The 24,240-nt window shown below is 62.9% G+C and carries 23 protein-coding genes and 1 pseudogene; 16 read left to right on the top strand and 8 right to left on the bottom strand.

The window, feature by feature from the left end:
* Both ACE10X_RS17660 and ACE10X_RS17655 read right to left on the bottom strand, forming a co-directional pair.
* A complete protein-coding gene (locus ACE10X_RS17660) occupies positions 1-810 on the bottom strand; it encodes an enoyl-CoA hydratase/isomerase family protein (RefSeq protein WP_244435633.1) in 810 nt (269 codons plus the stop codon).
* A 55-nt stretch (positions 811-865) separates the two neighbouring features.
* Positions 866-1,732, bottom strand: coding sequence for a FadR/GntR family transcriptional regulator (locus ACE10X_RS17655; protein WP_375764417.1), 867 nt, complete (start codon positions 1,730-1,732; stop codon positions 866-868).
* Positions 1,733-1,813: 81 nt separating this feature from the next.
* Here ACE10X_RS17655 and ACE10X_RS17650 point away from each other — a divergent pair, with 81 nt between their 5' ends.
* Together ACE10X_RS17650 and ACE10X_RS17645 are read left to right on the top strand one after the other, a co-directional pair.
* Positions 1,814-2,953, top strand: a complete 1,140-nt coding sequence (locus ACE10X_RS17650; RefSeq protein ID WP_038381898.1) for an acyl-CoA dehydrogenase family protein — start codon at positions 1,814-1,816, stop codon at positions 2,951-2,953.
* A gap of 56 nt (positions 2,954-3,009) precedes the next feature.
* The gene (locus ACE10X_RS17645; RefSeq protein ID WP_038381908.1) at positions 3,010-4,209 is read left to right on the top strand and encodes an ABC transporter substrate-binding protein; all 1,200 of its coding nucleotides are present in this window, start codon (positions 3,010-3,012) and stop codon (positions 4,207-4,209) included.
* A 168-nt stretch (positions 4,210-4,377) separates the two neighbouring features.
* Here the strand turns inward: ACE10X_RS17645 and ACE10X_RS17640 are convergent, their stop codons facing one another.
* Positions 4,378-5,121, bottom strand: coding sequence for an IclR family transcriptional regulator (locus ACE10X_RS17640; RefSeq protein ID WP_051002577.1), 744 nt, complete (start codon positions 5,119-5,121; stop codon positions 4,378-4,380).
* A 91-nt stretch (positions 5,122-5,212) separates the two neighbouring features.
* Between ACE10X_RS17640 and ACE10X_RS17635 the strand changes: the two genes are divergently transcribed.
* From ACE10X_RS17635 to ACE10X_RS17595, 9 genes and pseudogenes are all read left to right on the top strand, one after another.
* The gene (locus tag ACE10X_RS17635; RefSeq protein ID WP_038381899.1) at positions 5,213-5,893 is read left to right on the top strand and encodes an RraA family protein; all 681 of its coding nucleotides are present in this window, start codon (positions 5,213-5,215) and stop codon (positions 5,891-5,893) included.
* A gap of 2 nt (positions 5,894-5,895) precedes the next feature.
* Complete coding sequence (locus tag ACE10X_RS17630) at positions 5,896-7,158, top strand: aconitase/3-isopropylmalate dehydratase large subunit family protein (RefSeq protein ID WP_375764416.1); 1,263 nt, start codon at positions 5,896-5,898, stop codon at positions 7,156-7,158.
* A complete protein-coding gene (locus ACE10X_RS17625; protein WP_038379785.1) occupies positions 7,155-7,652 on the top strand; it encodes an alpha-IPM isomerase in 498 nt (165 codons plus the stop codon). The genes ACE10X_RS17630 and ACE10X_RS17625 overlap by 4 nt, the downstream gene beginning before the upstream one ends.
* On the top strand, positions 7,649-8,827 hold the full coding sequence (locus ACE10X_RS17620) for an alanine--glyoxylate aminotransferase family protein (RefSeq protein WP_063709639.1): 1,179 nt from the start codon (positions 7,649-7,651) through the stop codon (positions 8,825-8,827). Before ACE10X_RS17625 ends, ACE10X_RS17620 begins: the two co-directional genes overlap by 4 nt.
* A 64-nt stretch (positions 8,828-8,891) precedes the next feature.
* Complete coding sequence (locus tag ACE10X_RS17615; protein WP_375764415.1) at positions 8,892-9,866, top strand: extracellular solute-binding protein; 975 nt, start codon at positions 8,892-8,894, stop codon at positions 9,864-9,866.
* A gap of 4 nt (positions 9,867-9,870) precedes the next feature.
* Positions 9,871-10,932, top strand: coding sequence for an ABC transporter ATP-binding protein (locus ACE10X_RS17610; RefSeq protein ID WP_038381902.1), 1,062 nt, complete (start codon positions 9,871-9,873; stop codon positions 10,930-10,932).
* Positions 10,929-11,651, top strand: a pseudogene (locus tag ACE10X_RS17605) (ABC transporter permease); the annotation flags it as partial. The gene ACE10X_RS17610 and the pseudogene ACE10X_RS17605, both read left to right, overlap by 4 nt.
* Positions 11,652-12,026: 375 nt before the next feature.
* Entirely contained in the window at positions 12,027-12,566 is a 540-nt protein-coding gene (locus ACE10X_RS17600) for an ABC transporter permease (RefSeq protein WP_375764588.1), read from the top strand.
* 17 nt (positions 12,567-12,583) lie between these two features.
* On the top strand, positions 12,584-13,654 hold the full coding sequence (locus ACE10X_RS17595) for a low specificity L-threonine aldolase (RefSeq protein ID WP_038379782.1): 1,071 nt from the start codon (positions 12,584-12,586) through the stop codon (positions 13,652-13,654).
* A 582-nt stretch (positions 13,655-14,236) separates the two neighbouring features.
* Here the strand turns inward: ACE10X_RS17595 and ACE10X_RS17590 are convergent.
* The 4 genes from ACE10X_RS17590 to ACE10X_RS17575 form a co-directional block, all read right to left on the bottom strand.
* On the bottom strand, positions 14,237-15,217 hold the full coding sequence (locus tag ACE10X_RS17590; protein ID WP_375764414.1) for a HEAT repeat domain-containing protein: 981 nt from the start codon (positions 15,215-15,217) through the stop codon (positions 14,237-14,239).
* A 2-nt stretch (positions 15,218-15,219) separates the two neighbouring features.
* Positions 15,220-15,453, bottom strand: coding sequence for a ferredoxin family protein (locus tag ACE10X_RS17585; protein WP_038379780.1), 234 nt, complete (start codon positions 15,451-15,453; stop codon positions 15,220-15,222).
* Positions 15,454-15,487: 34 nt separating this feature from the next.
* Positions 15,488-17,230, bottom strand: coding sequence for a fumarate reductase/succinate dehydrogenase flavoprotein subunit (locus ACE10X_RS17580; protein WP_375764413.1), 1,743 nt, complete (start codon positions 17,228-17,230; stop codon positions 15,488-15,490).
* Positions 17,231-17,345: 115 nt separating this feature from the next.
* Positions 17,346-18,119 (bottom strand): ferredoxin--NADP reductase, encoded by a 774-nt coding sequence (locus ACE10X_RS17575; RefSeq protein WP_038381903.1) that lies wholly within the window; start codon positions 18,117-18,119, stop codon positions 17,346-17,348.
* Between the two features lie 225 nt (positions 18,120-18,344).
* Here ACE10X_RS17575 and ACE10X_RS17570 point away from each other — a divergent pair, with 225 nt between their 5' ends.
* The 5 genes from ACE10X_RS17570 to ACE10X_RS17550 all read left to right on the top strand — a co-directional run bounded on the left by ACE10X_RS17570 (position 18,345) and on the right by ACE10X_RS17550 (position 23,023).
* Positions 18,345-18,650, top strand: a complete 306-nt coding sequence (locus tag ACE10X_RS17570) for a gamma-butyrobetaine hydroxylase-like domain-containing protein (protein WP_375764412.1) — start codon at positions 18,345-18,347, stop codon at positions 18,648-18,650.
* A gap of 220 nt (positions 18,651-18,870) precedes the next feature.
* Positions 18,871-19,647, top strand: coding sequence for a Crp/Fnr family transcriptional regulator (locus tag ACE10X_RS17565; protein WP_375764411.1), 777 nt, complete (start codon positions 18,871-18,873; stop codon positions 19,645-19,647).
* A gap of 180 nt (positions 19,648-19,827) precedes the next feature.
* Positions 19,828-21,249, top strand: coding sequence for an ABC transporter substrate-binding protein (locus ACE10X_RS17560; RefSeq protein ID WP_375764410.1), 1,422 nt, complete (start codon positions 19,828-19,830; stop codon positions 21,247-21,249).
* Positions 21,246-22,154 (top strand): ABC transporter permease, encoded by a 909-nt coding sequence (locus tag ACE10X_RS17555; RefSeq protein ID WP_375764409.1) that lies wholly within the window; start codon positions 21,246-21,248, stop codon positions 22,152-22,154. Before ACE10X_RS17560 ends, ACE10X_RS17555 begins: the two co-directional genes overlap by 4 nt.
* Positions 22,139-23,023: an ABC transporter ATP-binding protein gene (locus tag ACE10X_RS17550; protein WP_375764408.1), complete on the top strand. Its 885-nt coding sequence runs from the start codon at positions 22,139-22,141 to the stop codon at positions 23,021-23,023. Before ACE10X_RS17555 ends, ACE10X_RS17550 begins: the two co-directional genes overlap by 16 nt.
* 501 nt (positions 23,024-23,524) lie before the next feature.
* On the opposite strand, the gene ACE10X_RS17545 is transcribed toward ACE10X_RS17550, so the two are convergent.
* Positions 23,525-24,205, bottom strand: coding sequence for a cupin domain-containing protein (locus ACE10X_RS17545; protein WP_038381915.1), 681 nt, complete (start codon positions 24,203-24,205; stop codon positions 23,525-23,527).
* Positions 24,206-24,240 lie beyond the last annotated feature (35 nt).

Genomic DNA, 24,240 nt, shown 5'->3' with positions numbered 1-24,240 from the left:
CTATGCCTGGCCGAATCTGGGCTTCCGCTTCTCCTTGAACGACATAGTCGCTTCCTTGTGGTCGGCAGTCTCGAACGTCACCTGCTCCAGCGCCATCGACGCCTCCAGCAGCATGTTGACGCGCTCCTTGACGATCTGGTTGATCGACAGCTTGGTCCAGCGAATGGCCCAGGTCGGACCGTTCGCGAGTTCGACCGCGATCGCGCGGGCCTTGGCCAACACCTCCGCGCGCGGCGCGACATGATTGACCAGCCCGATCCGCTCCGCCTCATTTCCCTTCAGGAGCGTGCCGCGGATCAGGAATTCCTTGGCCTTGTTGATGCCAACCAGCAGCGGCCAGATCACTGTGCCGCCGTCGCCGGCGACGAGGCCAACACGCGAGACGTGGGTGTCGCCGATCCGCGCGTCTTCCGCCATCACCGTGATGTCGCAAAGCAGCGCATGGGTCGCCGCAAGGCCGATGGCATCGCCATTGATCGCCGCGATGACGGGCTTGTCGAGCTCGAGCTGGCGGGTGACTCCGCGGCGGCTGATCATGGGATCGTGTACCTCGCCCTCTTCGAGCACATCGCCGCCGGGCCGCTCGGACATCGCCTTGACGTCGCCACCGACGCTGAAGAAATCGCCCGCCCCGGTCAGCACCACGGCATTAACGGCGTGATCGTCGGCGAGGTCGTCCCAGATCGTGCGCAACTCGCGGATCAGCTTCTGATTGATGGCATTGCGCGCCTGCGGGCGGTTCAAGGTCACGGTCGCGACCTTGTCCGCGACCTCGACCGTCAGGCATTCATACTTGGCGTAATTGGACACGTTTGCCTCCATTGTTATTGCTGTTTGAGTGCTGATTTGTTCGCGTAGCTTCGCGCTACCGGCGCACGCCCGGCTGCACGTCAGCCAATGCGACGTGAAGCGACATGGCCCCCGGGTCCTGCTCCAGCATGCGCTGCACGGATTCCAGGTGCGACCGCAGCAGCCGGCTCGCCAGCGCCTCGTTCCGCTCACTGAGCGCCGCCAGGAACTGCCGCCGCTTCTCGGCCAGCCGTGCCATCGCGACCCCGCTGGAAGCGACCTTGGCGTAGACGAAGCGCATGTGGATCTCGGTGACCGAGTCCACGATCATCGCAATCACCTTGTTGCCGGTCGAGGCCGCCAGCAGCTTGTAGAACTCGCGCGAACATTCGACCCGGTCGAGCAGCCGCCCCTCCTTCGTCGCAAGCTCCGTCCGCTCGATATTGGCTTCCAATGCATCGAGATCGGCCCGGCAGGCATTGGCACAAGCCAACTGCACCACGAGGTCGAGGACGTGGACCCGCGCCTCCGACAATTCCCGCACCGAAATCGTCCCGAGGCTCAGCATATCGCGCATGACCTCATTCATGCGGCGGGTATCGCCTTGCTGGATGAAAGCCCCGCCCTTGACGCCCTTCTGCAGCCGCAGCACGCCGGCCATTTCGAGGCTGCGCAATGCTTCCCGCAGCACATTCCGACTGACGCCGAGCTGCTGAGCCAGTTCGCGTTCGGCCGGCAGCTTGTCTCCGGGCTTCAGCACGCCGAGCGCCAGTTGCTCGCGAATCCGCTCGCAGATCTCCTCGAACGTCCGCCTGGTGTGAATTGGCTTGAATGTCGGCGCGGCCGGGGAGCCGGCCGCACGATGATCGGTGGCCCGCTCCCGGCGGCTCGGCAAGGCGGCACGGGAGCGCTGCGGCGCGCGAGGGCTTGACTTGGTGCTCATGCGGTGAATTATTAAATGGATCACCCATTCAATGGAAGCCCTTTTTTAGCTTCCGGCAAAGAAAACGAAACGGGAGTTCGCATGAGTTTTTCCGAGGAGCAGGTCGCGTTCCGCGACAACGTGCGCAGAATGGTCGCCAGGCACGTGGCGCCGATCGCCGCCGAGATCGACGAAACCGACCGCTTCCCGCTCGAACTGGTCAAGCTGTTCGGCGAGATGGGACTGATGCAGCTTTGGGTGCCGGAGCGCTATGGCGGCCCGAATGGCAACCTGACCATGGCCTGCATCGCGCGCGAGGAGATCTCGAAGGTCTCCCCTGCCTGTGCGTCGATCGCCGCGCTCAACACCATGTTCATCATGCCGCTGCTGCATTTCGGCTCTGAGGAGCAGCGCAAGAAGTATCTGCCGATCATCGCCGAGGGCGGCGTGGTCACGGCGATCGCGATCTCGGAGCCGCAGGCCGGCTCCGACGTCGCCGCGCTCAACACCCGCGCCCGCAAGGACGGCGATAGTTATGTCCTGAACGGCCGCAAGCAGTGGTGCAGCTATGGTGTCGCCGCCGACTACATCGTGGTCATGGCGCGAACCAGTGATGGCGCCGGTGCGGACGGCATCAGCGCCTTCATCGTCGAGCCGAAGAAAATGTCGGGCATCACGTTCGGGCGCCACGAGCGCAAGATGGGCTTTCGCGGCGCGCCCAATACGCCGATCTTTTTCGACAATGTCCGCGTTCCCGCCGAAAACCTTGTCGGTGAGGAAGGCAAGGGCTTTCGCGCATCGATGCGCGCGCTCGACCTCAACCGGCCGACCATCGGCGCGCAATCCGTCGGCCTCGCACAAGGCGCACTGGACGCCTGCGTCGCCTACGCCAAGGAGCGCAAGCAATTCAAGAAACCGATCGCCGAATTCCAGGGCGTGCAGTTCATGCTCGCCGACATGGCCATGCAGATCGAGGCGGCCCGCGCACTGGTCTACGAATGCGCCCGCGCCGGCGATGCCGGCGACTGGAAGCGCCTCAACGTGCTCGCCAGCATGGCCAAATGCGTCGGCAGCGACATGGCCATGAAGGTGACGACGGATGCCGTCCAGATCTTCGGCGGCTATGGCTACACGATGGACTATCCGGTCGAACGCATGATGCGCGATGCCAAGCTGACCCAGATTTTTGAAGGCACCAACCAGATCCAGCGCGTGGTGATCGCCCGCGAGCTGCTGCGATAGCGCGGATCGATTTCAAGAAGAAACGATTACAGGGAGGAACGACCTTGAACCATATCATGAACCGGGCGCTGATGGCCGGCGCGCTGTCAGCCCTGCTGGCGGTACCTGCCTATGCTCAGAAAGCCTACGGTCCCGGTGCCAGCGATACCGAGATCAAGCTCGGCCAATCGACACCGCTGAGTGGCCCGGCATCCGCGTTCGGCGCGGGCGCCGGGCGGGCGGTGGTCGGCTACTTCGAGATGCTGAACGCCAAAGGCGGGATCAACGGCCGCAAGATCAACTTCACGCAGCTCGACAATGCCTACAGCGCGCCAAAAGCGGTCGAACAATCGCGCAAGCTGATCGAGGACGTCGGCATATTGGCCGAGGTCGGCACGATCGGCACCGCACCCAACGTCGCGATCCAGAAGTACCTGAACGCCAAGCAGGTGCCGCAGCTGTTCATCACGGCCGGCGGACGCCGCTTCAACGATCCCAAGGCATTTCCCTGGACTATCCCGCTCTATCCCGACTTCGAAACCGAAGGCCGCGTCGTCGCCAAGTACATCCTGACTGCTAAGCCGGACGCCAGGATCGGCGTCCTCTATCAGAATGACGACTACGGGAAGGACTACCTGAAGGGCCTCCGCGCCGGTCTCGGTCCGAAGGCCGAGCTGATCGTTGCCCAGGCCTCCTACGAGCTCGCCGATCCGACGATCGACTCGCAGATCGTGCAGCTGAAGGCCGCCGGCGTCGACACCCTGATCGAGCAGTCGTCATCGAAGGCCGCCGCGCAATCGATCCGCAAGGTTTACGAGCTTGGCTGGAAGCCGCTGCACGTGATCGGCGGCTCGACCGCATCGGTCGAAACGATCCTGAAGCCCGCAGGCCTCGAAGCATCGAAAGGACTGGTTACAACGCAATTCCTCAAGCAACCGGGCGATCCAGCCTGGGCCAAGGATGAGGAGGTCAAGGCCTACAAGGAGTTCCTGATGGCGTACGCACCTTCAGCCAACCCGGACGACTATTCTGTGCTCGTTGCCTATATGAACGTGCACGCCGTGGAGTTAGCGTTGCGCAAATGCGGCGACGACCTGACCCGGGAGAACCTCATGAAGCAGGCCACCTCGCTGTATGGCGAACGATTGCCGATGATGCTCCCAGGCGTCGCGATCGGCACCCGGCCCGGAGACTACACGCCCTTCAGAACTTTGCGGATTGCGACATTTGACGGAGAAAGCTGGTCCTTGACCGGCGCTCCTCTATCGGCCGACTAGACCAGACTGCGGGCGAGAGCCACCAAGGCTCTCGCTACGTCCGGACAGCAAGGACTGCTCGAACAAGCCGCTGTGTCCCATCACTGGGAACACTGGTTATGGTTATCCATCCACTCGAGGCGGCTCCTCCCTCGCACGCAATCGTTGGGCAAGCTTCAGCCAAACAACTCAAATTGAAGGAGGGAGAGCCGTTTCCGCCGATGGCAAGCTGATGATGCGCGGCGCGCCGACCTCCCGGGGCAGTGGCGCGCCGAGCACAAGCGACAGCTGATGCGAGGCGTCGGAGAGCCGGGCCGCCAACGCTGCGAGATCGGCCCGACGGATGCGTTCGACGGGGCCGCTGACCGTCATGGCGCCCACAAGTGCTCGGTCGTGGCCGAAGACGGCGGTGGAGAGAGAGGCCGTCACGGCGTCGTAAATTCCGGAGCTGACGAAGACTTGCACGCCGTCATCTATCCGGTCCGCCCAACGGGCCATCCTCAACACTTGTCCTGTCGAGGTCAGATCGAGCGGCGCGAGATTTGTGAGCCGTGCGACGTCGCGTACTAGTTGCGGCGAATCCACTCGAAACAGGCAGAGCCGGCTGTCGCGTTCGCGCACGTGAAACGCGCTGCTCTCCAACGTCTGCTGGCTTAGCCGCTGAAGCACCGGCAGCACATGCTGTTCGAGATTGAAATTGGCGCGATAGGTTGTGCCGAGCTGGAAAGTCTTCGCACCGAGTGCGTAGCGGCCGTCGCTAAGGCGGACGACGTAACCGGCTTCGTCCAATGACACCAGCGAACGCATCACCGTTGGTTTCGCCAAACCCGTGATCTTGGCGATGTCGGCCAGGCTGCGCGAGCCGGCTCCAGCGAAGGTATCCAGGATCGCCAGCGCGCGTTGCACGGCGGCGACCCCCTGCGTCTTCGGCATCGAAATCCCCTGTTCCGCCGATTCTGGGTTGACCTCGGCGCGTCGCCATTACACTATGCGTAACGGCGTTCCATTTTCAATGGGGTTCGGTATGGCCGTTGGGTTCAGGATCCACTCCCGCAAGCGTGTTGTCGCGGACGAATGGATCGAGCGGGCTCGCGCCCTTCCGGCTGCCAATATTAGTGATGTGATGTCACGCATGGCCTCAGGCGGCGCGACGCTCCGGCCGATGCATGCGGCCGGTGGCATGGCCGGTTCCGCTCTGACCGTGAAGACCCGCCCCGGCGACAATCTGATGGTTCACAAGGCGCTCGACATGGCAGTTGCCGGCGACGTCATCGTGGTCGATGCGGCTGGCGACCTCAGCAATGCAATCTTTGGAGAGATGATGCTCGCGCAGGCGGCCCGGCGCGGCGTCGCCGGCATCGTCATCCATGGCGCGATCCGCGATGCCGCTGCGATCCGGGCGAACTCGCTGCCCGTATTCGCAGCGGGTGTCACCCATCGCGGTCCATACAAGGACGGTCCGGGCGAGATCAACGGGCCGATCGCGATCGGCGGCATGGTCATACAACCCGGCGATTTGGTGTTGGGCGACGACGACGGCGTCCTCGCGGTCGCCGTCGACGATTGCCGTGCGGTGATCGAGGCCGCCGAAGCCAAGCAGGCTGCCGAGACCAAGCAAATGGCAGCGATTGGAGCCGGTACGCTCGATCGTAGCTGGGTCGACGCCTCGCTCCGCCGTCTCGGCTGCGAGATGCCTGAGGTTTAACGATGGCCGGGCGTACGATCTCCGAGAAGATCCTCGCTCGGAAATCCGGGCAGGATGCGCAGGCCGGGGACCTCGTGGTCTGCGAGGTCGATTGCGCGCTCGGCACCGATGGTTCAGTCCCGATGGCGCTCGATTACTTCAAGGCAATGGGCGGGAAGAACGTGCGCGATTCCGCGCGATTGGTCTTTGCGCTCGACCATTACGTGCCGCCCGCAAGCCCGCAAACGATCGAACTGCATCGCGTGATGCGAGACTTCGCCAAACGCTTCGGCGTCACCCTGCATGAGGCCGGCGAAGGAATCGGCCACCAGCTCATCGTCGAGACCGGCCGCGCGCTACCGGGCAGTTTGGTCGTTGGAGCCGACAGCCACGCCGTGACATACGGGGCGCTGAATTGTTTTGCGACCGGGATCGGCTCGTCCGACCTTGCCGCGATCATGCTGTGCGGCCGGATGTGGTTGCGCGTCCCGGACTCGATCCGCGTCGTTCTGACCGGAGAACTGCCGAGCGGCGTCTATGCGAAGGATATCGCGCTGGCGCTCGCGGGCCGACTCGGCGCGGACGGTGCGGCCTATCAAGCGCTCGAATTCGCGGGGCCCGGCCTCGCCACTCTCACGCTGGAAGACCGCCTCGTCCTGAGCAATCTTGCAGTCGAGATGGGGGCGAAGACCGGCATCTTCCCGGCCGATGAAGAGACCGTCGCGTATCTGGAAGGTCGCACCGGCCAAGCCTTCGAACCGATCGCACCGGATCCGGATGCCCGCTACAGCCGGACCGTGGAGATCGCGCTCGACGAACTCCCGCCGCAGATCGCATTGCCGCATCTGGTGGATCAGGTCGTGCCACTCGTGGATGCGGCCGGCACGCCGGTGCAGATGGTCTATCTAGGCACCTGCACGGGCGGCAGGCTACGCGATTTCCATCAGGCCCGCGCCGTGCTCGAGGCGGGTGGAGGCGTTGCGCCCGGCGTGCAGCTCGTGGTCACGCCGGCATCGCGCGAGGTCCGCGACGCCATGGCGGCTGACGGCACGCTCGACGCCCTGGTCGGCTTCGGCGCGACGGTGGTCGAGCCAGGTTGCGGCTCCTGCTGCGGGACTTGCGGGGTGATCCCGGCAGACGGGGTTTCGGTGATCTCGACGGCCAACCGCAACTTCAAGGGCCGCATGGGTAACGCCAAGGCATCGATCTACCTCGCCTCCCCGGCTGCCTGCGCAGCCACGGCTACACGCGGCGTGGTGACTGATCCCCGCGAGGTGTCGCGATGACAGCTCTGCGGGGACGCGCGCGACTGGTTGGCGACAACGTCAACACCGACTCGATCATCAGCTCGACCCGCAAGCGGGAGAGCCTCAATCCCGCCGTTCTGAAGCAATTCCTGTTCGAGCATGTCGATCCTGCCTTCGCGGCCTCTGTGCAGCCCGGAGACATCCTGGTGGCGGGCAAGAATTTCGGTTGCGGTTCGGCCATGGAGGTCGCCGTCACGACAGTGCTCGGCGCCGGCATTCCGGCGGTGTTGGCCAGAGGATTCTCGCGCACCTACTACCGCAACGCCATCAACAACGGCCTGCTGCCGCTCGTCTGCGATACCGGCGGGATTAGTGAGGGCGACATCCTGATCTACGACGGCACCGGCGCGATCCGCAACGAACGTAGTGGCGAGACGTTCAGCCCGGAGCCTCTGCCACCGATCATGCTGGCGATCCTGCGCGCGGGCGGCCTCGTTCCCTACATGCGTCAGAACGGTGACTTCAAGCTATGACGGCCACAGAGACTTCCTCCGCCATCGCCTCGACAGGTTACCGTCTTCGGCTTCCCGGTCCAACCGAAGTGCCCGAGCGGGTGCGGCAGGCGATGGCCCGGATAATGGTCAACCATCGCGGTCCCGAATGCCGGGCCGCGATCGGCGAGGCGGAGAAGATGATCCGTCCGATCCTGGGGACGACAAACCATGTGCTGTTCTTTGCGAGTTCCGGAACAGGCGTCATGGAGGCCGCGCTCGTCAACGTGGCGGGGCCCGGTAGCCGGATCCTTGTGATCGAGCATGGTCAGTTCGGCGAGCGTTTCACCGCCATCGCCAAGGCCATGAACATCACGGTCGACACGGTCGCGATCGAATGGGGCCAGGCGATCGATATCGCTGCGGTGGAGGCCCGGCTGCGCGAGCACAACTATTGCGCCGTCGTCGCCGTGCACAATGAGAGCTCAACCGGAATCGTGGCCGATCTCGCAGCGCTCGGCGCGCTCGTGCGCGACCGGCCAACGCTGCTGATCGCAGATTCTGTCAGCGGTCTTGGCGGCATCGAGATGCGGCAGGACGAATGGGGCGTCGATATCGTGGTCTCAGCCTCGCAAAAGGCCTTGATGTGCCCGCCCGGCCTCGCACTTGCCAGCGTGAGCGCCAAGGCATGGCACGTGATCGGGCAAGACAAGCAGCGATCGACCTTCTATTGGGATTTCCGTCGCGCGCTGAAATCCGCAGAGCAGAACGAGACCGCATTCACGGCGCCGGTGAACCTTATCTACGGTCTACGAGAGGCCTTGACGATGATGCATGAGGAAGGCTTCGCGAATGTGCTCGTGCGCCACAAGAAGCTCTCAGCCGCGCTACGCGCGGGCGGCGCGGCGCTCGGACTAGCAGATTTTTGCCGCGATGAGCCGCGCTCGAGCACGGTTGTGGTCTTCAAGGTCCCAAACGGGCTCGAAGGCGGAGCCATCGTCCGGCAGCTCTACCAGGATCACCGCACGGTGATCGCAGGCGCCCGCAATCGTCTCTCTGGCCGTGTCATCCGGTTTGGCACGATGGGTGCTTTGAGCACGGGGACCATTCTGACCGACCTTCTGCATCTCGAAGACTCACTCACGAAGCTCGGCTTGCCGATCGAACCGGGCGCCGGGCTCAAGGCGGCTACTGAGTACCTCGCCGCTACCACATGAGCAACGACTGAACCGATAAGGGCGAACCATGATGAGATGTCCCGCCTCCGTCCTCGCCCGAGTCGTGGCGCTCGCGGTATCGCTGTTCGCGGCCGGGCTGGCCGCGGCCCAGCAGAGCGTCGTGCTCTATTCGGCCAACGACGACACCGTAAACAAGCTTGTCGCCGAAGGCTTCGCCAAGGCGACCGGGATCAAAGTCGACGTGGTTTCGACCGGATCGGGTGTCCTTGTACGCCGTGTCGCCTCTGAGTCCGCCAATCCGCAGGGTGACGTGATCTGGGGTGTCAATGCGACGCTGCTGCGGCTGGCGAGTTCACATCTTCAGGCTTACCCGGCCACGGGCCGCGAAGCCGTGCCGGCCCAGTTCCGCGATCCAAACGACCTTTGGCTGGGCACCAACATCCAGGTCGTTGTGATCGGGCAGAATACCAAGGCGATCGACAAGGCCAGCGGGCCCAAATCCTGGGCCGACCTCCTCGATCCGAAATGGAAGGGCAAGCTCGCTTTTACCGACCCGGCCAATTCGGGATTCTCATATGCGGCCGCGACCACACTTCTGTCGCTGTGGGGTGCGGATGACGCGGCGTGGACGAGGATGGACGGGCTGCTTGCCAATGCGAAGGTGCTCAACCGCTCGACCCACGTGTTCGACGGGATCGGTAGCGGCGAATATCCACTTGGCATCACCCTCGAATATGCCGGCTTCTTGTGGGCGCATAATGGCGCACCAGTGAGCGTCACCTATCCGGCCGAGGGCACATATGCGGGCGTCGAGGGCGCGGCCATCCTGAAAGGCGGACCGAACCCCGGGCCCGCCAAGCGGCTGGTCGACTACTTGGCCAGCAAAGAAGTCCAGGAGATGTTGCTGAAAGCGACCTTCCGGCGCCCTGCCCGTCAAGATATCGAGCTCGAGGCAGTCGCACCCGGGATGCTGCCCTTCCGGGCGATCAAGGTGCTGCCTTATGACGATGCCAAATGGGAAGCGGCCCGGCGCGACACCCTCGCGCGGCTGAAGACCACGATACAGAACACGCGCTGATCCCATGACCAGGATTCGGATTGAAAGTCTGACCCGCACCTTTGGTGCGGTGCGGGCCGTGGACGACATTTCGCTCGACATCAGGCACGGCGAGCTGTTCACGCTGCTCGGACCTTCGGGTTGCGGGAAGACGACGCTGCTGCGCATGATCGCCGGCTTCGTCGATGTCGAATCCGGATCCATTTCCTTCGACGACCGGCGCATCGATGCCCTGCCCGCGCATCGCCGCGACACCGGCATGGTGTTTCAGAACTACGCGATCTTCCCGAACCACACCGTCGCCGAAAACGTGGCCTACGGACTGAAGGCCAGGAAGGTCCCGGCTGCCGAGATCGCATCGCGTGTCGACAAAGCGCTCGAGCGGGTGCGCCTTGCAGGTTACGGTCCACGCTCGCCACACCAGCTCTCCGGTGGCCAGCTGCAACGCGTGGCGATCGCCCGCGCGCTTGTGATCGAACCCGCGGTGCTCCTGTTCGACGAGCCTCTCTCCAATCTGGACGCGCAACTGCGCACCGAAATGCGAATCGAGGTCCGACAGCTCCAGCAGGCGCTCGGCCTCACTGCGATCTACGTGACGCACGATCAGGAGGAGGCGCTCGCCATCTCCGACCGCATCGCCGTCTTGCGTCGCGGCAAGATCGAGCAAGTGGACACGCCCGAACACATCTATCGGATGCCGCAGACTGCGTTCGTCGCCGAGTTCCTTGGTTCGACCAATATGGTGCCGGGCGTCGCCGGCGCTTTCGATGGCCGCAACACCCCTGTCGCGGCAGCCGGAACGGAGTTCTCTGTCAGAGGCGAGGTTGCATCACCGGGCGCACCGGTGTTGCTGTCGGTCAGGCCGGAGGCCCTGCGGCTGGGAAGCAATTCCGACGGCCCGCTCGTTCAGGCACGTCTGGCGCTACGCGAATTTCTGGGCCCGATGCAGCGCCTCCACGCAACCTTGCCAGACGGCACCCAGCTTCGAATCACAGCGCTCGGCGGCCAGGTACTTGATGTCTTGCCCGGCACTCCACTCACCCTTGCCTACGATCCTGCCCAGATCACGGCGTATCCGGCGCCATGAAACGCTTTGCCACCATCGTGGCGCTGGCGGCGCTGGTGCTGCTCGCGGTCTTTCTGCTCTACCCGCTGGCGCTCGTTCTGGATGCGAGCATACGGATCGACGGCACGGGCGGGCTGACGCTTGGGAATTTTACGGCGATTGTGAAGAGCCGGTACTACCTTGGCAGCATCGGCAATAGTCTGCTCTGCGCCGCGCTCGCGACGGCCTTCACATGCGCGATCGGCATCCCGCTCGCCTTCTGTCTTGCACGGATCGACATACCGGGCCGCGCACTGCTGCTAACGCTTGCCTCCCTGCCGCTGGTCCTGCCCTCCTTCGTCAGCGCATATGCGCTCGTGCTGCTGTTCGGTCATGCCGGCGTCATCACTAGCGCCTTGCGCGGAATCGGCATCCCGATCGGCTCGATCTATGGCCTGCCCGGCATCGTCATCGTGTTCACGTTGACGCTCTATCCCTACGTGGTCATGCCCGTGCTGGCCGGCTTCCAGGCCGTCGATGCTTCGATGGAGGAGGCAGCCCGCAATCTCGGTGGTTCACGGTCCTATGTGATCCGCACCGTGCTGCTGCCGATCGTGACGCCGGCGATACTTGCCGGGGGAATTTTGGTGTTCATTGAGGCGCTGGAGAATTTCGGCGTGCCAGCGGTGCTGGCTGAGGACCGCCCGTTCCTGGCCGTCGACATCTTCAAGCTGTTCGCCGGCGAATCTGACGCCAATCCGGCTGCTGCGGGTGCGCTCAGTGTGCTCCTGATCGCCTGCACGGCGCTCGCGCTTCTCGTTCAACGGCACTATCTCGGCAAGCGCCGCTTCTCAACCAATGCCCGCAGTGCGGCCGCGAGGCTGCCGCTGACACCGGGACCGCGGCTGGTGGCTACGGTCGTTAGTTGGGGCATTGTGATTGCCTCGCTGCTGCCTTTCGCAGCCGTGTTAATGATCTCCGTCCTGCGCTTCCGTGGCCCCGTGCTGACCTGGGAGTTCGGATTGGGCAATTACGCGACCTTGTTGTCGGGCTCCTATCGGCCGCTGCTCAACACGCTGATACTCGCCAGCATTGCGGCCATCGCCACTATGCTGATCGGCGCTCCGATCGGCTACGTGGTGGCCCGGCACCGCTCGCGCCTGTCGGGATTGCTCGATTTCGTCGGCATGGTGCCGTTTGCGGTTTCCGGTACGATCCTGGCGATCGGACTTATCATCGCGTTCAACAGCGGTCCTTTGATCTTGACCGGCGGCTGGCTGATCCTGGTCATCGCCTATGTCGTCCGCAAATTGCCCTTCGCGATCCGATCATCCTCAGCGATCGTGCATCAGCTCGATCCCTCGCTCGAGGAAGCCTCAATCAATCTCGGGGTCTCGCCGAGCAAAACCTTCGCGACCCTGACGGTGCCGCTGATGGCGAGCGGCCTTGTAGGCGGGCTGGTGCTGGTCTGGATCACCGCAGCCTCCGAGTTGAGCGCAACTATCGTGCTTTATGCGAGCGGCTGGGTCACCACAACCGTCGTGATGTACCATGCCATCGAGGGCACTGGCGCAGGACTCGCAGCCGCCGCAGCCGCGGTGCTCATCCTGGTCACCGCAATCCCGTTGCTCCTGATCAACCGACGCATAAGCAAACACGAAACGACCGTGATCTGACGGCAGGTGAGGACGGCATGAACAAAGCGACCCAAGCGCTCCCGAATTTCCGTAGCGACAACGTAGCGCCGGTCAGCCCCGAGATACTGCGAGCGATCGAGCAGGCCAATCGTGGCCCAGCCGCCGCTTATGGCGACGACGATTATTCGAAATTGCTGAATCAGCGCTTCTCGACGCTGTTCGAGACCGAGGTCGCGGTGTTCCCAGTCTCGACCGGCACGGCTGCCAATGCTTTGTCGCTCGCAACGTGCGTGCGGCCCTATGGCGCGATCTACTGCCACAAGGAGGCACATATCGACACGGCGGAAGGCGGCGCGACCGAGGCCTTCACAGGTGGCGCGAAGCTCCTCACGCTGCCCGGCCAGCATTTTCGGATCGAGCCACCAATCCTGCGCGAGGCGGTTACCGGGGCGGCTTGGGGTGTCCGCAATCGCGCGCAGCCCGATGCGGTGTCGATCACTCAGGCCAGCGAATATGGAACGGTCTACCCTCTCGCCGAGATCGCCGAGATCGGCGAAATCGCACGTGAGAAGAATCTGTCGCTGCACATGGATGGCGCCCGATTCGCCAACGGCTTGGCGCGGCTCGGCTGTAGCCCGGCCGACATGACCTGGCGAGCGGGCGTCGACATCCTGTCGTTTGGGGCAACCAAGAACGGGGCGATGTCAGCGGATGCAATCGTGGTCTTCGACCACGACCTTGTTGAACCCTTATCCTATAGGCTTCGCCGCGCCGGACAGACCGCGTCTAAGATGCGTTATGCGTCCGCACAGCTGCTCGCTTATGTCGAGGATCGCCTTTATCTACGACTCGCGGCAAAGGCCAATTCCGTGGCCGCCTACCTTGGAGCAGGTCTTGCCGCACTGCCTGACGTTCGGCTCGTTGCTCCAGTGGAAGCCAATTTGATTTTCGCCAAGCTGCCCGCACTAGCCATCGACCGGCTCACGGCGAACGGGCTGCAATTCGCGCGACGAGGCGACGAGGTGATCCGGTTCGTGGCCCGCTTTGACAGCACCGAGCAGGAGGCCGATGAGGTCATTGCCCTCGTCCGTCGCGCGGTCACGGGACCAACATCGGTTGGCTTGTGACGCCTGCGCGCACTGTTGATGAACATAGAAGAACAGTGTGGCGGACAAAGTGTAACCCATGCGAGCAGGGAGCGAGCCAGACCCACACTGTGGTCGACTGTAGTTTCCCAGGCGCGCATCGAGCCTGATCGATGCGCGCCGATGTTCGGGGGACAGAGGGCCGTATGCGGTGAGGAACGCTAGCGTCCTCGTCACAATGTGCGAGCCAGCGGCTCGACCACTCTCGAGCCATCACCGCTCTGCAGCCGTCATACGGCAACTCAAGAAGGCCCCCTCAAGCCTCGACGACGATAGATTTTTTTGATCCCTCGGTGCACACGTCGTGCACACGCGGCCTGCTAACTCGTAAAAAACTTGAACCCTCGCTCAAATCCATCATGAGCCAATTTGGGCTAGTTCCAGCCAAACAACGGTCATTCCGGCAGGCTCTAAGAAGCTTCGGCGGGCCGCGGTATCGCAATCTGATCTTTGGTTTGCGGCGGGGCAGACGACGCTAGCCAGCAAAAATGCTCAGATCTTGGCGCCAATATTCCCTAATCTGGTGGGCCCCTTCGTGCGAATTTTCCTGGTGAGCTCCGAGTTTCACTGAATTGACTGCTGCGCAGCTCGCGCCGCGATCTGTTGGAGCGCCCAGCGAGCATTCTTGCGCACGTCAGGATCCGGATCGTCGGCGATGACCGCCAGGAACACCTCACCATCCGGATGGGCGATCTCGCCGAGCGCTGCGGCGGCCTCTTTTCGCAAATTGGCCTGACCATGGTTGATGCAATTGCCGATCGGGCGCACCGCGTGTTCGATCTTCATCCTGCCGAGGCTGCGGATTGCCTTGAGCCTCACCTGCCAGAATTCGTCGCCGAGCGAGACAATGAGCTGGTCCGCGGCGATCGATCCGTTGACATTGAAGCCTAAGGTTTCCGCTGCCATCTCGCGCACCATCCAGTCGGCGTCCTTCAGCGCACGCGTGATCGTCTCGGCCGCAGGCTTCAGTTGCGAGAAGGCCAGCGCACTCACCGCGGCGCGGCGCACATGCGCGTCGGGATCACCGATCAGCGCCGTCAGCGCCGGAATCGACTCCTCGAGCTTCAGGAATCCGATGACACCGATCGCCTGCACCCGCACCGCCGCATCGGCATCCTGCAGTGCCTCCAGCGCCGGCTTGAGCGTCTCCCTGCAGCGCAACTCCCTCAGTGCACGCAACGCGCCCATGCGCACGAATGCGTGGCTGTGCTTGACGAGAGGGAGAATGGCGCCGGCACAGACGGGATCCTTGAACTCGGCCATGCTGTCGGCCGCGGCCGACGCCACGATGCGTTCCGGGTCGACAAGCAGCTTCACCAGCGAATTCGCCGCCTCCGGCCCGTCGAACTCGCCGAGCGCCATCGCAACCTGCTGGCGTACGCCGGCATCCGGATCGGACACCATCCCGGCTAGATGCCCGATCGCGGCAGGATCGCCGGAATGGCCGAGCGCGATGATCGCGACCCGGCGTTCAGCAGGGTCGGCGGCCTGTAGCCGCTCGTCGGCATCGTCGAGATCGTCATAAGCTTCGAACGGGCTCGCCATGATCACCTCAGGAGATACGGAATGTTGACGGTGACGGCGCCGGTCGGGCAATCCGCCTCGCAGGGCATGCAATACCAGCACTCGTCATAGGCCATGTAGGCCTTGCCGGTCAGGTCGCTGATCCGCAGCACGTCGAGCGGGCAGACATCGACGCACACCGTGCAGCCCTTGTCCGCGATGCATTTGGCGTCGTCGACCACCACCGGGACCGACGTCTGATAGGAAGCGAGAGGCATCGTCCAATCTCCTGTTGTTGTGCGATCGAAGCATTCACGCGCTGGCGCGGATGCGCTGCTTGTCGTAGAGATCCTTCTCGTCGTCGGCGATCGGCACGACATAGGGTTCCACGGCGCGCTTCGTGCTCGTCATCCTATCGTCCTGCTTGGACAGCAGGGTGTGGCAGAACCAGTTCTCGTTGTCCTTCTCCGGAAAGTCCGTGCGCCAATGGTAGAGCCCCCAGCGGCTCTCTTCGCGGAACAGCGAGGCGTGGGCAGCCATGTCGGCGCAGTCCATGATCGACTGCGCCTCGAGTGCGCGGAGCAATTCATGGGCATTGCGCGCGATCATGCGCTCGTTCATGTCCTCGCGCACTTCGGCAAGCCGGCGCATGCCGAGCTCGTATTTGCGAGTGACCTTCGGCGGCTGCAGATAGTCGTTGACCAGGCGCCGCGTCTTGTACTCGACCTGGTTCGGCGGAATGCCGTCCTCACGCTTGGTCGGCGCCATCACGCGGTCCTGCTCAATCGCGACGTCGGCAACGTCGAAGTCGGCGAAATCATGGTTGTCGGCGAATTCCATCGCGTCGATGCCGGCGACCGAGCCGTTGGTGAAGGCGCCCAGCATGTAGTTGTGCGGCACGCTCGCCATGTCGCCGGCCGCATAAAGGCCAGGCACGGTGGTGCGGGCATTGTCGTCGACGAACACGCCGGAGGCGCTGTGGCCGGAGCAGAGGCCGATCTCCGAGATGTGCATCTCGATCGACTCGCGGCGGTAGTCGACGCCGCGTCCTTCCTGGAACAGGCCGCGCGTCGGCCGCTCGACCTTGTGGAGGGTGGACTCGATCTCCGAGATGGTGTCGGGATGCAGGTGCTTGAGTTGCAGGAACACCGGCCCCTTGCCCGACAGCAGCTCGCTGTAGAACTCCAGCATCATCTGGCCGGACCAGTAATCGCACTCGATGAAACGCGAGCCCTCATTGTTGGCGGTGAAGGCGCCGAACGGACCGGCAACATACGCGCAGGCCGGCCCGTTATAGTCCTTGATCAGCGGATTGATCTGATAGCACTCGAGATTGGCGAGCGCGGCGCCCGCATGATAGGCCATCGCGTAGCCGTCGCCGGAATTGGCGGCGTTCTCATAGGTGCCGAACATATAGCCCGAGGTCGGCAAGCCGAGCCGGCCCGCGGCCCCCATGCAGAGGATCACCGCTTTCGCCTTGATGACCAGCATCTCGGCGGTGCGCGTGTTGACGCTGATCGCCCCGGCGATCCGGCCGTCGCCCGACTTGAGCAGCCGGGTCGCCATGTAGCGGTTCGAGATCAGGATGCGGGCGCGGCGCAGCTGACGATAAAGCGCCTTCTTCACCGTCTCGCCATTCGGCATCGGCAGAACATAGGTGCCGATATGATGCACCTTCTTGACGGCGTAATCACCGTTCTCGTTCTTCAGGAAGCGGATGCCGTAGCTGTCGAGCTCCTCGATGATCTTGTAGCAGTTCTGCGCGTATTTATAGACCGCCTTCTGGTCGACGATGCCGTCATTGGCGATGGTGATTTCCTTGGTGTACTGCTCCGGCGTCGCATAGCCGGGAATGACGGCGTTGTTCAGCCCATCCATGCCCATCGAGATCGCCCCGGAGCGCTTGACGTTGGCCTTTTCGAGCAGGACGACGTTGGCACTCGGGTTTTTCAGCTTCGCCTTCAACGCAGCCATCGGACCGGCGGTGCCGCCGCCGATGACCAGCACGTCGCAGGAAACCTCCGAAAGTCCGTCGACGATCTGATCTAGTGCCATTTCACGCTCCTGGTTCGCCGGCACAAGCCGGGGCGCCTCTGCGCCAGATTTGTTCAGCTGGCTCGCCGGCGATAGCAATTAGTTGTCGCCGGGGAGAGATTTGCGAAACTGCGCCTCACCGCTCCACGAAGGCTTTCTCGATCACGAAATGTCCGGGCCGGCTGTGATTGCCCTCGACGAAGCCCCGCGCCGCCAACATCGCCGGGAGTTCCTCCAGCATCGCCGGGCTGCCGCACAGCATGATGCGATCCGTCTCGATATCGAGGCCGGACTGGCCGATATCGCCGAACAGCTGATTGGAGCTGATCAGGTCGGTGATGCGGCCCCGGTTCCTGAACGGCTCACGCGTGACGGTCGGATAGTAAATCAGCTTGTCGCGGATCAGCGGCCCGAAGAATTCGTGAGTGCGCAGTCCTTCGACAAGGTGCTCGCCATAGGCGAGCTCAGAGACTTGGCGGCAGCCATGGGCGAGCACGATGGTCTCGTAGTTCTCGTAGACCTCCGGGTCCTTGATCAGGCTGGCGAACGGCGCGAGCCCCGTCCCGGTCGACAACAGCAGCAGACGCTTGCCGGGGACGAGATTGCCAGTGATCAGCGTGCCGGTTGCCTTGCGGCCGACCAGGATGATGTCCCCTTCCTTGATCCGCTGCAGGCGTGAGGTCAGCGGTCCGTCCTGTACCTTGATCGAGAAGAACTCGAGCTCTTCTTCGTGATTGGCGCTCGCCATGCTGTAGGCGCGCATCAGGGGCCGGCCCTCGACCTCGAGCCCGATCATCGCGAACTGGCCATTCTGGAAGCGGAAGCCGCGGTCGCGCGTTGCGGTGAAACTGAACAGGGAATCGGTCCAGTGCCTGACCGACAGGACCGTTTCTTTCTGAAATGCGCTCATTCCTGGTCTCTCTCCCTGCTGCGGAATACGGCGCAAGGTTTCGGAGAGACAGGACTCGGGCAACGCCGAACTGAAATTCTCGGTCGATTAGTTTCACATTTTGCCGGCCGCGACTGAAGCGTAGGCAGTCGGGCGCGGTCGATCAGACTGGCTCGCGTCCGCACCGACAATTAATTGCTATCGCCGCGGCCCCGCGCCGACCTAGAGAGGAAGAGGAGACTGATCATGACCATGACCGCATTGGTGGCGCCGACAGTGGCCGATTACGAAGCGAGCGCCGATCTCGCGACGCTGCTCGTCCGCACCACGCAGAACGACACGCTGAGCCTGCCCGCCGAGCAACTCCGCCTGTCCTGCAAATGCGCCCATTGCACCCGCGCCCGATTCGATGGCCGTTTCCCCGAGAGGTTTCCCGGCATCGCGATCACGGAGATCCATGATTTGGGCTACGGGCTGAACATCGCGTTCTCCGATGGGCACAACCGCGGCATCTATCCAAAAATTTATTTGATGAGCCTGGCGGGACACTAGCCGGTCTTCCCTTCTATCCGCGGTCCCGACGGGCGAATGCCTGTTCCGTAAATCTCCCGTTTTCAGTGATGAATTTCCGGGCCGGCGCACGCCGAGCGGACCGGGCATGATGCAGCCGTTCAGCGGCCCGCCGTCCCACACTTGCCAACCCGTTCTGGCACGGACATTGCTCTTGTTTAGATCGGTTTTAGATCGGCTCGAACAATCCGGAGGCGGCTCCATGTTGCTGCAGGCGGCCAATGCGGTTCGCGGGACCGTTCCCGCAACAAACCGGCCTGTCGGCAGTTCCTCGCTGCTGCTCACCGAAAACCAGCAATGGATCGGCGGGCCGCCGCCGCTGATGGACAAGCTCAGCCTGCGCGAGCGAGAACTGGTCCTGAAGCAAGGCCGTCGCAAGGTGCTCAACCGCGGCCAGACACTGTTCAGCCAAGGCGGCAAGCATGACGGCATCTGGCTCGTCGAAAGCGGCCGAATCCGCGTGTTCTACACGTCTCCGCTGGGCCGCGAGATCACGCTCGCGTACTGGCACGTCGGGAATTTCGTCGGCGGGCCCGAAGTGTTCGAAGGCACCGTCCATCAATGGTCCGGCGTCGCGTCCAGCAACTGCAGCGTGGTCCATCTTCCCGGAAAAGAGCTGCGCGTCCTCGCCGCGGAGATCCCGAACCTTGCGATCGGCCTTATCGAAGGCCTCACCTTCAAAGGCAAATGCTATTCGGCGCTGGCGCAGATGCTGGGAACACGCTCGATCACCCAGCGCCTTGCACATCTGCTCCTCCACCTCGTCGAGCTCTATGGCGTCGAAGATGCCGACGGCACCGTGATCGCCGCCGCCTTCACCCATGCCGATATCGCCCACATGGTCGGCGCGACCAGACAATGGGTCACGATCAGCCTGAAGCGCATGCAACAGAAGGGAATCGTGCTGACCAAGCGCTCCCAGATCGTGGTCTGCCGGCCCGACATTCTAGAGGACATGCGCGGCCAGGCATCCGACTAGGAGGCCGGCGGACAACCCGGATGCACATGCAAGCGGCGCTCACCGGCAAAATTGCCCAAGTACTATGCAACCGGCTTTTCCCGGCAACTAATCGACTGCATCGGCAAATCCGGATTTGCCCGGCTTACACGCTCGCCCAATCATGGCAGCCACAGCACATCCAACCGAATGAGGATGAGAATGGTCCGCCATCTTCCCACGCTCTCGATCGTGACGTCGGTCACGTCGCTGGCGCTACTCCTCGCGCAGCCAGCCTCGGCAGAAACCGTCACGCTCGGCATCGGAACACAGGACACCACGACCAATACGGTAACGGCGGGCGTCGTCATCCGGCAGCTGCATCTGCTCGAGAAATACCTTCCGAAGGACGGCAAGTACGCTAACATCAAATTCGAGCTGGAGTGGCAGAATTTCACGTCCGGTCCGCCGGTCACCAATGCAATGATGGCGAACAAGCTGCAGATCGGCATGATGGGCGACTATCCGCTGATCGTGAACGGCTTCACCTTCGACAGCAACCCTGAAAGCAAGAGCCGACTGATTGGAATTGCCGCCTACAGCCTGTCCGGATCCGGTAACGGCATCGTCGTCCACAAGGATTCGCCCTACTACGATCTCGCCAATCTCAAGGGCAAAGTCGTCAGCGTGCCATTCGGCTCGGCCGCGCACGGCATGGTGCTGAAGGCGATGCAGGACCGCGGCTTCGCGCCGGATTTCTTCCAGCTCGTCAGCCAAAGCCCGGAGGTCGGATCGACCAATCTTCAGGAGAAGAAGATCGACGCCCACGCCGACTTCGTTCCATTCGCCGAGCTATTGCCGTTCCGCGGCTTCGCGCGAAAGATTTTCGACGGCGTGGAGACCAACTTGCCGACCTTCCACGGCATCGTGGTCCGCACCGACTTCGCCGAGAAGTATCCCGAAGTGGTCGTTGCCTATCTGAAGGCGCTGATCGCCGCCAATCAGTGGCTGCGCGAAGATCCCAAGCGGGCCGCCGAAAAGATCCAGGAATGGACCGGGATCAACAAGGAAGTCGTTTACATCTTCCTCGGCCCTGGCGGTAACATGACCACAGATCCCACGATCAAACCGCCGCTGATCGATGCTGCGACGGCCGACGTCAAGGTCTTGCAGAATCTCGGCCGCATGAAGGAGTTCGATCCGAAGAAGTGGGTCGACGATGGCTACATCCGCAAGGCCTACGCGGAGATGAATCTCGACTACGACGCGCAGGTCGGCAACACGAAGAACTACGAGATTTCGGGTGAAGATTCCTTTTGCAACAGGCCGATCATCGACCCGCGCAAGGCCGGCGAGGTCTGGGTTGACGAGGTTGGTATCCTGCCATTCGCGTCCGCGGCCTGCACGCTCGGCGCTTATGCCGACTACAAGGCGAAGGGAAAGAAGATCAACGTCGCCTACGTCTTCGATACAATGCGCGGCATCAAGCTGTTCGCCGACCAGGCCTTCTTCGCGGTCGGCAATGGCGACGTGGCGCCGTTCCTCCTGAAGAAGGATGCCGAGGCTTATGCCGTGAAGATCAGCGGCAAGGTGCTCAGCTTCGATGACGCGGTGAAGGTGACGATCGGCGGAGGCAAAACGTGAGCAGTCCCGCCTTCCTCAGACATCCCGCGGACAGCACACAGGCAGTTCCCCCGACCGCGGACGCGGTCGCCGCGCCCATCGCTGCGCCGCCCGCGGCACCCTCCTTCGGTGCGCTGACCGCGCGCTGGTACCGGCTCAACCAGGACCGGTTGCGCGCGGCCGCAATCGGGATCGTCTCGCTGCTCGCGTTCGTCCTCGTCTGGCACCTGCTGACGACCTACCGGGTGGTGTTCTTCGTGCGCTTCACTAACGTGCCCTCGCCGCTCGACGTCTATACGAGCTTTACGAAGGCGATACACGACCCCAAGTTCCTGATGCACATCTTGCTCAGCTGCCGGCGCATCTTCATCGGCTTCTCGCTGGCGGCCGTCCTCGGCGTGCCGCTCGGCCTGATCATGGGTCGCTTCAAGCTGGCGCATGAAGTGATCTTCCCGGTCACCGAGGTGCTGCGGCCGATCCCGGCGATCGCCTGGGTGCCGATGGCGATCATGCTGTGGCCGACCAACGAGCAGAGCATCGTTTTCATCACCCTCCTCGGCTCGTTCTTTCCGATCCTGGTCAATACGCTCCACGGGATGTCGCTGGTCGACCCTGTGCTGGTGCGCGCCGCGCAATGTCTCGGCGCGCGTGAGCGCTCAATCTTTCGCGAGGTGTATTTCCCGGCATCGCTCCCGCACATCTTCACCGGCCTCACGATCGGCATGGGCGTGGCCTGGGTGTCGTTGATCGCAGCCGAGATGATTTCGGGACAGTACGGCATCGGCTACTTCACCTGGGAGGCCTATTCGCTGGTCCAGTACGCCGACATCGCGCTCGGGATGATCGCAATCGGCGTACTCGGCCTCGGATCGAGCCTGCTGATCCGCGGTGCGGGCCACCTCGTGATGCCATGGAGATCGAAATGAGCGAGATCGCGACCGGCGCGTCCAAGGGACATATCGAGGTCAGCAACTTCTCACTGAGCTATGAGACCATCGATGGCGCGGTCCAGGCGGTCACCGACACCCACATCCATGTGAAGCCGGGCGAGTTCGTCTCGATTGTCGGACCTTCGGGCTGCGGCAAGTCGACCTTCCTGAACGCGGTCGCCGGATTTCTCAAGCCAACCACCGGCACCATCACGGTCGACAGCGAGCGGGTGAACGGCCCGAGCGCCGAGCGGGGCATGGTTTTCCAGCAATATTCGCTGTTTCCCTGGAAGACGGTGCGGGAGAACGTCGAGTTCGGTCTGAAGATGCGCGGCATGCCGCGCTCCCAGCGCGAGCGCGCCGCGCGCACCCTGCTCGGCCTCGCCGGGCTCGAGGCATTCGAAAAGCACTATCCTGAAAAGCTGTCCGGCGGCATGAAGCAGCGCGTCGGCATCGTGCGTGCCCTCGCCACCGGGCCGAAGGTCCTCCTGCTCGACGAGCCGTTCGGGGCGCTCGACGCGCAGACCCGGGTCATCATGCAGCAGATCCTCACCAATATGTGGCAGCGCCTGAAGATCTCTGTGCTGTTCGTTACCCATGACATCGACGAGGCGATCTTCCTATCCGACCGCGTCTACTGCATGACCGCGCGCCCCGGCTCGATCAAGGCGGAAATCCCGATTCCGCTCGAGCGGCCACGGCAGCAATCGATGATGATGTCGTCGGAGTTCCTAGCCCTGCGCCGCGGACTCATGTCACTGATCCGCGAAGAGAGCCTGAAGGCAATGGGCGGCGAGATCAATGATCTCGGCCTGCAAGGCCTGAATATCGAGTTGCACGGCCATTCGCTGGCCGAGATACTTTAGACGTGAACACCGTTAGCTAGGTCTTGGTAAGAAAGGGAATCCGCCCACGCGGCGATGAGTCATCCCCACTCTTTCAAACCAGCACCTCTAAACCGCTACGCGATGCAAATACCGTAAAATAGCGCGAATTCACGAGCATTTCACCGAACCATATCGCTCGACGTAAGTAATCCGTCCCTCGCGCGGGTCTATCGACGAGCGCCAGCACAGCGCCCCCCGTGAGTGGATTTTTCTTGATCTCCCGGTGCACACGTCGTGCACACGCCGCCTTCTAACTTTTTGAAAAACCTAAACTCTCGGTCCAGTCCATCATCGGGGCAACGGAAAATTTCCATGTCATCTCAATTGCGTAGCCGCAACACCGGTTCAATGCAACATGATGTTTCCAAGCGCTGCCCGGCGGAACAGGCCCGGGCCAACCAAAATATCGAAAACAACCCCATGCAAAGTAGCTTCGCCATTACGAGGAGCTCAGCGCAGAGGCGGTCAGGATTGTCGTGGCTACCCGGGAAGTCGACAGACATCTGGATGCAGCGGCGGCGCCTCCCTGATCCAGATTTTCGCGCCCTGCGGGCCCACCGTCGCTTTCAGGTCGACGCCGGCGGGTAGCCGACCCCAGCCCTGCGGCTGCAGCGTCTCGCCCCCGATCGTTAGTCCCCCCGATAGAACAAAGAACTCGAGCCCGCGCGCGTTCGCAAGGCTGATGACTTCACCCGGCCGCCAGTCTTCAAGGCGGACCTCCTCGTGGCCGTCGTCAAATAGCACGCTGACGCTGCTTGCACCGGGGCGCGGCGCAACCTGTTGGCCCTCACCTGGCTGACGCACGACCTGAGTCCGGTCCTCGTCTCGGAACTGCCAGAGCCGCACGAAGATGGTACAGCCGTCCTTCGAGGCGGGGACATGCGACGTCCCGGGAGGGTTGCGAAAGTAGCTGCCCGCGGGATAGTCGCCATGCTCATCCTGAAAGATACCTTCAAGGACGACAATCTCTTCTCCGCCGCCATGCGTATGACGCGGGAAGGCGCTACCGGGAGCATAGCGCACGATCGAGGTGGCGCGCGCGACTTCGCCGCCAATGCGGAACAGCATGCGCCGATCCACGCCGGCCGACGGACTGGCCACCCAGTCCAGTTTCGAGGCCTGAACGATAACGGGCTTCGACAGATCATCGTTGATGCGCATCGTTACTCTCCCTCAGGTGGCGCCATCCAAAACCC

Source organism: Bradyrhizobium sp. Pha-3, from assembly GCF_042258325.1.
GTDB lineage: Bacteria > Pseudomonadota > Alphaproteobacteria > Rhizobiales > Xanthobacteraceae > Bradyrhizobium > Bradyrhizobium elkanii.
This window is presented reverse-complemented; position numbering and strand designations above follow the sequence as displayed.

What these genes read in the sequence shown, in the direction of transcription:
- ACE10X_RS17610 (WP_038381902.1), top strand. Translation starts at nt 9,871, where the DNA reads ATGACCAGGATTCGGATTGAAAGTCTGACCCGCACCTTTGGTGCGGTG.
- ACE10X_RS17545 (WP_038381915.1), bottom strand. Translation starts at nt 24,205, where the DNA reads ATGCGCATCAACGATGATCTGTCGAAGCCCGTTATCGTTCAGGCCTCG.
- ACE10X_RS17580 (WP_375764413.1), bottom strand. Translation starts at nt 17,230, where the DNA reads ATGGCACTAGATCAGATCGTCGACGGACTTTCGGAGGTTTCCTGCGAC.
- ACE10X_RS17650 (WP_038381898.1), top strand. Translation starts at nt 1,814, where the DNA reads ATGAGTTTTTCCGAGGAGCAGGTCGCGTTCCGCGACAACGTGCGCAGA.
- ACE10X_RS17590 (WP_375764414.1), bottom strand. Translation starts at nt 15,217, where the DNA reads ATGGCGAGCCCGTTCGAAGCTTATGACGATCTCGACGATGCCGACGAG.
- ACE10X_RS17565 (WP_375764411.1), top strand. Translation starts at nt 18,871, where the DNA reads ATGTTGCTGCAGGCGGCCAATGCGGTTCGCGGGACCGTTCCCGCAACA.
- ACE10X_RS17620 (WP_063709639.1), top strand. Translation starts at nt 7,649, where the DNA reads ATGACGGCCACAGAGACTTCCTCCGCCATCGCCTCGACAGGTTACCGT.
- ACE10X_RS17645 (WP_038381908.1), top strand. Translation starts at nt 3,010, where the DNA reads ATGAACCGGGCGCTGATGGCCGGCGCGCTGTCAGCCCTGCTGGCGGTA.
- ACE10X_RS17550 (WP_375764408.1), top strand. Translation starts at nt 22,139, where the DNA reads ATGGAGATCGAAATGAGCGAGATCGCGACCGGCGCGTCCAAGGGACAT.
- ACE10X_RS17575 (WP_038381903.1), bottom strand. Translation starts at nt 18,119, where the DNA reads ATGAGCGCATTTCAGAAAGAAACGGTCCTGTCGGTCAGGCACTGGACC.
- ACE10X_RS17570 (WP_375764412.1), top strand. Translation starts at nt 18,345, where the DNA reads ATGACCATGACCGCATTGGTGGCGCCGACAGTGGCCGATTACGAAGCG.
- ACE10X_RS17595 (WP_038379782.1), top strand. Translation starts at nt 12,584, where the DNA reads ATGAACAAAGCGACCCAAGCGCTCCCGAATTTCCGTAGCGACAACGTA.
- ACE10X_RS17640 (WP_051002577.1), bottom strand. Translation starts at nt 5,121, where the DNA reads ATGCCGAAGACGCAGGGGGTCGCCGCCGTGCAACGCGCGCTGGCGATC.
- ACE10X_RS17635 (WP_038381899.1), top strand. Translation starts at nt 5,213, where the DNA reads ATGGCCGTTGGGTTCAGGATCCACTCCCGCAAGCGTGTTGTCGCGGAC.
- ACE10X_RS17630 (WP_375764416.1), top strand. Translation starts at nt 5,896, where the DNA reads ATGGCCGGGCGTACGATCTCCGAGAAGATCCTCGCTCGGAAATCCGGG.
- ACE10X_RS17655 (WP_375764417.1), bottom strand. Translation starts at nt 1,732, where the DNA reads ATGAGCACCAAGTCAAGCCCTCGCGCGCCGCAGCGCTCCCGTGCCGCC.
- ACE10X_RS17625 (WP_038379785.1), top strand. Translation starts at nt 7,155, where the DNA reads ATGACAGCTCTGCGGGGACGCGCGCGACTGGTTGGCGACAACGTCAAC.
- ACE10X_RS17560 (WP_375764410.1), top strand. Translation starts at nt 19,828, where the DNA reads ATGGTCCGCCATCTTCCCACGCTCTCGATCGTGACGTCGGTCACGTCG.
- ACE10X_RS17585 (WP_038379780.1), bottom strand. Translation starts at nt 15,453, where the DNA reads ATGCCTCTCGCTTCCTATCAGACGTCGGTCCCGGTGGTGGTCGACGAC.